Source organism: Denitratisoma oestradiolicum (assembly GCF_902813185.1).
Classification (GTDB): Bacteria; Pseudomonadota; Gammaproteobacteria; order Burkholderiales; family Rhodocyclaceae; genus Denitratisoma; species Denitratisoma oestradiolicum.
In genome coordinates, this window is the sequence record NZ_LR778301.1 from 2007403 (window position 1) to 2017761 (window position 10359).

A 10359-nucleotide genomic window follows, 5' to 3' on the forward strand; every position below is an offset into this window, starting at 1 on the left:
CTGTCGGACTAAGCGGCCCCAATCATGCAGCCACTGATCGTCGCCAATGAAGTTCGTCGCTGCGTTGCTGATTTTCTCGCCACGGCCTTCCCATCGACGACTCCGGGTTTTCAGGGGCTGATCGACCGCTTTCTGGCACACCCCGCCAATCTGTTTCGCGGCCCTTACCTGAGTGTCGCTTTACCATTTCGCGCCGGCCACGAGGCCGGTACGCGCTTTGGCTGGCTGCCCGAGGGCTTCACTCCACACGCGCATCAAACCCGCGCCTGGGATCGGCTGACGGGCGACGATGCCCTGTCCACGCTGGTGGCGACGGGCACGGGCTCGGGCAAAACTGAGTGCTTCCTGTTCCCTGTCCTCGAACACTGCCGCGAGCAAGCGGCACTGGGGCGGCGCGGCATCAAGGCGGTGATCCTTTATCCGATGAATGCGCTGGCCACGGACCAGGCAGCGCGCCTGGCAAAACAGATTCTCGGCACGCCCGCGCTGGCCGGGATACGCGCCGGCTTGTATGTGGGTGAGACACCGGACGAGGAATCCGACAGCGTGCGGGTGCTGCTCGATGGCAGCTTTTCGCTGATCACCGACCGGGCGGAGCTGCGCCGGAATCCGCCGGACATTCTGCTCACCAACTACAAGATGCTCGACTTCCTGCTCATCCGGGCCGATGACGTCGGGCTGTGGGCGCACAACCGGCCGGACACTCTGCGCTACCTTGTCGTCGATGAACTGCATACCTTCGACGGCGCGCAGGGCACCGATCTGGCCTGCCTGATCCGCCGCGTCAAGGCACGGCTCGATACGCCGCCCCGGCACCTGATCTGTGTCGGCACGTCGGCGACCCTGGGCGACGACAGCGAAGGCTCATTGCTCGACTTTGCCAGTGACGTATTCGGAGAGAAGGTCGATGACAAGGCGGTGATCGGCGAGGATCGCCTGTCGGTCGGCGAATATCTGGCCGATTGCACGGTCGAGAGCATGAACTGGCCGCGTCCGTCCGATGCCGATGTTCTGGATTCCAACCGCCATGCGTCCATGGCCGACTACCTTGCCAGCCAGTATCGCTTGTGGTTCGACGAGGTGGTGACGGCCGACGAGGTGGAACAGCGCGAGTGGCGCGTAGCATTGGGTGAGCGCCTGAAAAGCCACGTCGCGTTTCAGAATCTGCTGCGCGATCTCGACAAGCTGGGCCGGCGCGCCGTGCCCATCGATGATCTGGTGACGCAACTTTCACGGCGCCTGCGTGCAGACGAACAACCGTCGTACGTGGCGCGCTGGCTGGAAAGCCTCGTTGCCCTGATCTCTCACGCACGCAGGAAGAAACTGCCGACCAAGGCGGCGATCGACAGCGATGACGATCTGCTCCCCCTGCTGTCGGTTCGCGTCGAACTCTGGTTGCGCGAGTTGCGGCGGATGGTGGCCAGGATGGCGACCGAACCGGTGCTGCGTCATCAGGCGGATCTCGGTACTGCCGACAAGGGCGTGCACCTGCCGGTCATCCATTGCCGCGACTGCCACGCCACCGGCTGGGGTGCGACGATTCCCAAGACCAGTCCGAACCAGTTGCATGCGGACTTGCAGGCGTTCTATACGGCCTTCTTTGCCGAAGACGTGTCAACGCGCTTCATCTATCCCAGCGGTGACACGCCAGCCAATCGCCGCTTCTTCGAGCCGAAGAAGGTTTGCGTCAGTTGCGGCACCCTGCACACGATTGAACATCCCACCTGCGGCCACTGCGGCGCGGGCTCCGACGGCGGGCCGGGCCTGTTGCGCGTGGACATCGCCGCGAACCGCAAGGAAGTACGACGGAATGGCAGCCCATTGACGGTGGCGCACCACGACTGTCCCTATTGCGGCGGACACAAGACGCTGACCATTCTTGGTTCTCAGGCGGCGAGCCTGGCCAGCGTCGCCATCAGCCAATTGTTCGCCAGCCGTTTCAACGCGGACAAGAAGCTGATCGCCTTTTCGGACTCGGTACAGGATGCGGCCCATCGGGCGGGGTTCTTCGCGGCACGCACCTGGCGCCTGAACCTGCGGCCGGCGATGGCGCAAGTGATCGCTGCGGCCGATGCCAGCGGCAAACCGCTGGCGCTGGCGGACCTCTACCCGGCGTTTGCAGCCTTCTGGCAGGAGCGCCTGGGCATCGCCGGTTTCGTTGCCAATTTCCTGCCGCCCCAACTGAACTGGTTGCGCGATGCCGAGACCTTGTCCGAAACCGGTGCCTTGCCCGAGGGCAGCGACATCCCTCGTCTGATGGGCAATGTGCTGCCCTGGGTGGTGCTGGCCGAGTTCGGTCAGGATGCCCATGTGGGGCGCACCCTGCCGGCCACCTTGACGGCCGCAGTTGCCGTGGATGAAGAACGACGGCAGCGCGCGATTCGCGATCTGGCTGGCCGCCTGAAAGAGGAAGTTGCCGCGCTCGCCGCCGTGTCGGATGCGGAGGCGGAGCGCTTCATCGATGGCTTGATCTCCCGCATGCAGGAAATTGGCGCGTGGTGGGACAAGGGACTGGTGTTCTATGCGCGACAAGGCGCGCGCGCCTTCGCTTACCGCAAGAATCCGGCGGAATACCGTCTGCTGTCCGGGCCGCGTCCGCCCCGGTTTTTGACCCTGCCGGAGTATTTCAATTGCGACAGTGTGCAGCTCGACACGTCGGGGATTTTTCGCGACTGGGCGTACAAGAGTTTTACGGCTCTGGCTGCCGTCGCTCTGGGCGCCGATGCCATGGTGTCGGAAATTTACCGCCTGGCCCTGCTTGCCCTGCAAGAAGCCGGTATCGCGCATGCCGAAGAAGGTGAGAAGGAAGTTGCAGTCTGGGGCCTGGAGCCCGGCGTCTTTACGCTGCGGGCGGGTGCTACACGCTGGCAATGCGCTAGCTGCCAACAGTCGTCGGTGGCGGCGACCGATGTTGATTTGACGGGAGAGCCATGCCGGCGGCTGGGCTGCACGGGCGTTCTGGTGCCGACGACCGATGTCGGCGGCTTCTATCGACGGCTTTATTTGTCGGCGGAAATCCAGCGTGTGTTCGCCCGCGAACACACCGGCCTGCTCGATAGACGAACGCGTGAAGGTGTCGAGCGTTCCTTCATGGCCAAGCTGGCACGACCAGGAAAGGTGAATCTGCTCTCGGCGACGCCGACACTCGAAATGGGTATCGATATCGGCGATCTCTCGGCAACGTTGCTCTGTTCGGTGCCGCCGGCCCAGGCAAACTATCTGCAACGTGCCGGTCGCGCCGGTCGCGCAACAGGGAACGCATTTCTGCTCACCTTCGCGGCAGCGCGCCCGCACGATCTCTACTTCTGGGCGGCACCACGCGAGATGGTGGCCGGAAACGTCGCGTCGCCCGGTGTCTTCCTCAACGCGTCGGCGGTGCTGGAACGACAGCTCACTGCTTTTGCACTGGATGCCTGGGTTCGGGAAGTCGGCAAAAAGGCAAAGATCCCCCATACCATCCGCCCTGTGCTCGGTGCGGTGATGAAACCGAACACGGCGCAATTTCCCTACCCCTGGCTGGATTATGCAGAGCGCAATCGGTCCTTGCTGCTGGAAAGGTTCATTCGTCTGTTCGATCACGGCGCCAATGTCCTGACCGCAGAAACCTGCGAGTGGCTGTCACGGTTCATTGCTGGCGATTCGGGCACCGAGGGCAGTCTGCCCTGGAAGATTGTCAGTCGCCTGCGCTCCATCGCCGAAGACGTCGATGAGTTCCGCAAGCGCCGCGAACGCGTCGATGTGGAAATCAAGAAGGTCGATGCGATGCCGGTAAAAGGCGAGAGCGACGAAGAAGAACTTGCCGAACTGAAGCAGGAAAGCGCAGCACTGGGCAAACTGATCGCCGGCATTCTCGACCGCGCGACGTTCAATGTGCTGACCGATGAAGGACTGCTGCCGAACTACGCCTTCCCGGAACAGGGAGTGCTATTGCATTCCGTCATTCTGCGCAACCGCAAGACAGGCGCTGCGGGTGATGCTGGGGGCGAAGCGCTGGCGCCATTGACCCTTGAGTATGAACGTCCGGGCTCTGCCGCGATTACCGAGTTGGCGCCGGGCAGCCTGTTTTATGCCGAAAGCCGCAAGGTGACGATCGAGCAGGTTGATGTATCGAAGGATCGCCCGTCGAAGTGGCGCTTCTGTCGCCAATGCGCATATTGCGAACCCGAGGGTCTCGGCATCAGCCACACGGCATGCCCTCGCTGTGGCGATCCGGTGTGGAGCGACATGGGCCGCGTGCGCGACATGCTGCGATTGACCAAGGTTTATGCGCGAACGCCCGATCACCTCGCACGTATCGCAGATGACTCCGACGAGCGCGAACGGCGCTTCTTTGTACGGCAGGCGCTAGTTGATAGTCCGCCGGATGCGGTGCGGCAGGCGTTTGCGATTGAGCGTCCCGAGTTTCCGTTTGCTTTCGAGTTCCTGAATCGAGTGTCGTTCCGCGAGGTCAATTTTGGCGAGCGTCAGCCCGATGGCGCGCCGATGATCATCGCCGGCGTCGAATTGCCGCGCCCCGGCTTTGCCATCTGCCCTGACTGCGGAACGCTGCAACGGCGTCGTCGCCAGGGCGAGGAATTCCGCAATCACGCGCCCTATTGTCCACATCGCAAGGATGAGAGTGCTCCGGCTCAGCAATGCGTCTTCCTGTACCGCGAATTCGACAGCGAGGGTATTCGTCTCTACCTGCCCGAAGCAACTTTTGGCGGCGCCGATGAACGCTTGCAGTCTTTTGTCGCCGCGTTGCAGCTCGGATTGGCCAAGCGTTTTCGTGGCGCGGTGGATCATCTGCGCATCGCACTGGATATCCGGCTTGCCACGGGCGAAGAATCGCCGCGTCAGTATCTGGTGATCTACGACAGCGTGCCTGGCGGTACCGGATACCTGAAGGAACTGATGCGTGACGAGCAGCCGCTCTTCGAGGTGTTTGAAGCCGCACTGGCGGCGATGGATACCTGCGAATGCAATCACGATCCGGACAAGGACGGTTGCTACCGCTGCCTGTTTGCGTACCGCAACAGCCATGACCGTGAGGAGATTTCGCGCCGGATGGCGCAGAAGCTATTGCGCGAGATTCTCGACCATCGCGGGCAGTTGAAGCCCGTCGACGGCCTTTCGAAACTCAAACCCAGCAATCCTCTTTTCGATAGCGAACTGGAAGCGCGGTTTGTCGAAGCCTTGCGCAGGCCGGGTGCCGATCTACACGATCGCTTCGTCGTGACCGAGGTGCTGGTCAAGGGCAAACCGGGATACCAGGTATCGTGCGGTGGACCACGTGGGCGTCGGTGGCGGCTTGAACCCCAGGTGGAGCTTTGGGTCGCCGACGGGGTAGTCATTCCGAGCAAGCCGGATTTCGTGTTCTGGCCGGACGACGACAGTGGAGACTCGCCGATCGCCGTGTTTCTCGATGGCTGGAAGTATCACCGGGACATCATCCCCGTCGACCTGGCGAAACGGATGGCCATTGCAAAGAGCGGGCGTTTTTCGGTATGGACGCTAACCTGGGCGGATGTTGACCACTGGTTGAATCCCAAGGCAGATACGCCTGTTTCTCCCTGGCCGACATTACTGGCTTCGGACAAGGACGTAGTCGGCAACCTGCTGAGGAACCTCGGTCTCAGCCACATGTTGGGCTTCAGGGCGCTACCGACGATGGCGCAGATGCGTACCCGTCTCTGTGGGCTCGACCATGAAATGATGCGCCGGCACGCGGCGGTCCTCGGCCTCGGTGTCTTGTTGCCACACGGCGATCCAACTGTGGCCGCACAGGTTGCGACTTCGTCGTTCGCGATTCAATTGCAGGATCTGGAACTGCCTGGACTCCCTCAACAAGCCGACAGCCGCGTTGGCGGGCGACGCCTGGCGGAAGACATCATTCTTGTCGCTGCAGGAATCAATGCGGATCAGGCCAAACAGATGATGAGCGGGCATGTAAATCGCGAAGCGGAGCCAGGGGTGCTGATTCGCTGGCATGCCGATGAAGGGATTCCTGAAGCCGATTTACTCGCCGCATGGCATGGCTTATGGCAGACAGGCAATCTCCTGTTTCCGCTGACGCGCTGTTGGGCAGGCGCCGACGACGGAGCAGACTGGAGCGCGTTCCATGATGCACCACTGGTGCGCGCGCCGATCAGCGGTTCGATGGACCTGGCGTGGATCGAGGTGGCGGAGTTGGTGTCTGCGGACCTGCAGGGTCTGGTCGTCTCTCTGAGTTCGGACGGATTCGAGGCCCCCATTGTCGGGTTTGAGCTTCTGGACGACAAAGGCAGGGTCGTGTCCGATGCCGAGCTTGCCTGGCAAGAGCACCGGATAGCTGTGTTTCTTGCGGATTGCGCGACGAGCCTGATCAAGGAATTTTCTGATCGAGGATGGCGTTGTTTCGTCGTTGGCGACACGGAGCTTGAGGCGAAACTAATAGCCGCACTTAAGGGCAAAGAGAGGAAAGCATGAGCACGGCACCCAAGATTGCACTGTCGGATGATTTCTTGAAATCATTCGCCGCGATTCCCCGAGATAAGCAGCAAGCAGTGCTGAAGTTCGTGGCACTGTTCCGCCAGAATCCACGGGCACCCGGCATCAACTACGAGACGATTCACAATGCCGCAGATTCCAACATGCGCTCGGTGCGAATCGATCAAGCCTTGCGGGGCATCATTCTCAAACCGGTCAGCGGTGAGGTGTATTGCCTGCTGTGGGTAGACCGACATGACGATGCCTATCGCTGGGCAGCCACGCATCGCGTCGCGATTCACCCGGACCTCGGCAGCATTCAGGTCTTCGCCGTTGAAGCGGTTGCCGAATCAGCTGCTGTGCCTCCAAGACCGCCCGAGGCCAAGGGCTTCTTCGACTCACTGAAGGATCGCGAAATTCGTCGCATGGGCGTTCCCGAGGAAGCCTTGGCTCGTGTGCGAGCCATCACCACTGAAGATGGCCTCGAATCGCTTCAGGCTACCTTGCCTGAAGACGCGTTTGAAGCACTGTACCTGTTCGCTGCTGGTGACTCCTACGACAAGATCATCGCCGATCACGAGGCGGTCGCAGGCGTTGTCGATACGGAGGATTTCGGCAAGGCATTGGATCAGGATGCGACCCGGCGTCACTTCGTCGTGATCACCGACGACAGTGACCTCGATGGACTTCTGGCGGCGCCGCTGGAACGTTGGCGTGTGTTCCTGCATCCCAGTCAACGCCGGATGGTGGATAGGGACTGGAACGGACCGGTACGCGTGCTCGGCGGTGCCGGAACGGGCAAGACGGTCGTGGCAATGCATCGGGCGGCCTGGCTGGCACGGAAATATCGCGACTTGCCGGGAAAGCCGGTTCTCTTCACGACTTTCACCCGAACCTTGGCTGACGACATCCGCTCCCATGTCGCTTCACTTTGTACGCCGCAGGAAATCGAAAAGATCGCTGTCGTCAATATGGACCAGTGGGCGATCAGCCTGTTGCGTCGATTCGGTTATCAGCATGAACTGCTGTACGACGACGGGCGTCGCCGCGAGTTCTGGCGGCTGGCGCTGACTCGGGCACCAGGCAATTGCACGTTCCCGACGGCATTCTTTCGCGCCGAGTACGAACGCGTGATATTGCCGAATGGCTGTGAAACGGGTGAGGACTACATGCGCGCCAGCCGGCTTGGCCGAGGCGGACAACTTGGTCGCGTGCAGCGCAAAGCGCTGTGGCCGGTCTTTGCCGAATATCGCGCCCAACTGCATGCCGCCAACCTTAGGGAACCGGAGGAAGCCTTCCGCGACGCACGTGTCCTACTCCAACTGGAAAAGGAGTCCCTGGGCATTCGGTCGATCATCGTCGATGAGACGCAGGACATGAGCGCTGCAGCGCTTGGCTTGCTGAGAGCGGCGATACCGACCGCAGAAAACGATCTGTTTCTGGTCGGTGATGCCCATCAGCGCATATATCGCCACAAGGTGGCCCTTTCCAAGGTCGGCATCGAAGTCCGTGGCCGCAGCCGCCGACTTCGCGTGAATTACCGGACTACGGATGAAATCCGGCGCTGGGCCGTGGCGCAACTGGAAGGATGCGAGGTTGACGACCTCGATGGTGAATTGGATACGCTAAAGGGCTACCGTTCCCTGACCCACGGCGGGATGCCTGACATCACTTCGTTTTCGGATGCAGTATCGGAAAAATCGCGGCTGCTTGCCGTACTCGCGGAACTCACGGGAGATAACCTCGACTCATCCAACGTTTGCCTGGTGTGTCGCACCAACGAAGAACTTGATCATTACCAGAGCACGCTGGAAGCGGATGGAATCAAGACGCTCAAGCTTGACAGGAATACGGCCGACGACCGGAGCGTTGAAGGCATTCGCCTCGCCACCATGCATCGCGTCAAGGGACTCGAATTTGAGGTTGTGATCATTGTCGGGTATCGATCCCCCGATTACTACGCGGAACATTTCTCCCGCGACGAAGATGCCGGAGTCGTGTCGGATTCAATACTCAGCGAGCGGTGCTTGCTACATGTTGCAGCGACCCGCGCCAAGCGACATCTGGTTTGTTTATTGAGGACCTGAGACGATGACCAAGAACAAAAGCGCTCGATTCCAGGTGGATTCTCGCCTCGCGAGATTACTGAGCCAGGAATATTCTTCTACTGAAAAGGCGCTCAAGGAACTGATAGATAACGCCTGGGATGCCGATGCAGACTCAGTAAGCGTCACGCTACCAGCTCCAATGAGTGACGAACCAATCGTGGTCGTCGATGATGGATGCGGAATGACTACCGAAGAAGTGAGGCGGCACTACCTTGCCATCGCTGCCGACCGTCGAATACATCGCGGGGATCGTTCAACCAATAAACAGCGTCTGATCAAGGGGCGTAAAGGTGTTGGGAAGTTTGCCGGGCTAATGGCGGCTTCCATAATGACGCTTGAAACATCTGCACGTGGTGTTCTGACCAGCTTCACCTTGCGACTCGGTGATCTTGCCGAAGTAGACGATATTGAGCACCTGCCTATCGAGCTTGTTACTCAACCCTGTGATGATTCTTCTCGCGGTACGCGAATTACTCTGCACGGCCTGCATTCAAATCTGGCATTCCCGGACCCGAAAAAGTTTCGTCAAATTCTCTTGCAAGAATACGGCCGCGAAGCTGGGTTCGTCGTTAGCGTGAACGACAAGACTCTTGGCGTTGATGATGTCGACGGGAGCTACCAGAACCAAACACTGACTATTGAGGATGTGGGTGACGTACGCCTCGCCTTTGCGATCGGCGAAACCAGGTCGGTCTCCCGACAGCCAGGAATCGTCATCCGCGTCGACGGAAAGACTGTAGGCAAGCCTTCTTTCTTCGGTTTGGATGAACAAGAGGATTTCCCACCAAAACTGCTGAAGCGTCTCTACGGTGAAATTGATGCCGACGGTCTTCGCGATCACGTTACGGCCGGTTGGGACAGCCTTGTCGAGAACAGTGAGTTGCTGGCCCGCGTCACCGAAGCGATAAGGCCAGTGGTATTTACCGCTTTCAAGGAACGGTATGGGCGTGAAATTCAACTCGCTCAGGCCCGCTTGCGCCGTGAAGTTCATGAACGACTGGCGGCGTTGCCAGAGCACCGGCGTGAATATGCCGAAAGAGCCGTAAAGAAAGTCCTCGACCGGTTCTTTGGAGAGCCGCCGGAAAAGATTGAGCCGTATGTCTTTGTCCTGCTTGAGGCTATTGAACGCTCTGACTATGGGGCCGTCGTAGAGCATCTGGCCGAAGCTCAGCGACGCGATGTGGCCACGCTGGCGGACGCACTCGAACGGTTCGGTTTGGCTGATATGGCGCATTTGGTGGAGCAGGCAAATGCCAGGCAGGCGTTCTTGGATCGCTTGGAGTCATTGACCCTCGCTCCGGAAACGCTGGAGGCGACCATGCACAAGGCTATAGAGCGGAACCTATGGATATTTGGCCCAGAGTATTCACTTTTCAGCTCGAACAAAACATTGCAGCGCCATGCCGACGAAATGCTTGGCAAACAGTTCGTAGGTGAACGGGCAAATAATCGGCCCGACCTATTACTGAATGAAAACCTCAATGGCGAATGTCTCCTGATCGAGTTCAAGCGACCTTCTCACCCTCTGAATCGAGACGACTATACCCAAGCGACGAACTATCGTCACGATTTGGCGAAGATCGTAAGTAAGCCGATACGTGTGTTGGTAGTTGGTGGCCGACGCTCACCGGACTTTCCGACCACTAATCGTGAACCAGACGTAAGCGTCGCCACGTTCGGTGACGTTATTTCGTCCGCGCGGCGGCAACTGGAGTGGCAGTTGAAGGTCCAGGAAGTGTGATGCTTTTCGAATGGCCGCCACGACTGCCTTTTGTTTTCGCATGAAATTCGTGGCCGCTCAGAC

General features: G+C 59.9%; 3 protein-coding genes. All 3 read left to right on the forward strand.

What is annotated here, in order from left to right; all coding sequences use genetic code 11:
* Positions 1-24 precede the first annotated feature (24 nt).
* From DENOEST_RS09275 to DENOEST_RS09285, 3 genes are read left to right on the forward strand one after another with little or no spacing between them, the layout of a single operon-like run.
* The gene (locus DENOEST_RS09275; protein WP_145769117.1) at positions 25-6447 is read left to right on the forward strand and encodes a DEAD/DEAH box helicase; all 6423 of its coding nucleotides are present in this window, start codon (positions 25-27) and stop codon (positions 6445-6447) included.
* Positions 6444-8534: a UvrD-helicase domain-containing protein gene (locus tag DENOEST_RS09280; RefSeq protein ID WP_145769118.1), complete on the forward strand. Its 2091-nt coding sequence runs from the start codon at positions 6444-6446 to the stop codon at positions 8532-8534. The genes DENOEST_RS09275 and DENOEST_RS09280 overlap by 4 nt, the downstream gene beginning before the upstream one ends.
* A 4-nt stretch (positions 8535-8538) precedes the next feature.
* Positions 8539-10296 carry an ATP-binding protein gene (locus DENOEST_RS09285; protein ID WP_145769119.1) on the forward strand — a complete coding sequence of 586 codons (1758 nt, stop codon included), beginning with the start codon at positions 8539-8541 and terminating at the stop codon, positions 10294-10296.
* The last annotated feature ends 63 nt before the right edge of the window (positions 10297-10359 follow it).

What these genes read in the sequence shown, in the direction of transcription:
- DENOEST_RS09275 (WP_145769117.1), top strand. Translation starts at nt 25, where the DNA reads ATGCAGCCACTGATCGTCGCCAATGAAGTTCGTCGCTGCGTTGCTGAT.
- DENOEST_RS09280 (WP_145769118.1), top strand. Translation starts at nt 6,444, where the DNA reads ATGAGCACGGCACCCAAGATTGCACTGTCGGATGATTTCTTGAAATCA.
- DENOEST_RS09285 (WP_145769119.1), top strand. Translation starts at nt 8,539, where the DNA reads ATGACCAAGAACAAAAGCGCTCGATTCCAGGTGGATTCTCGCCTCGCG.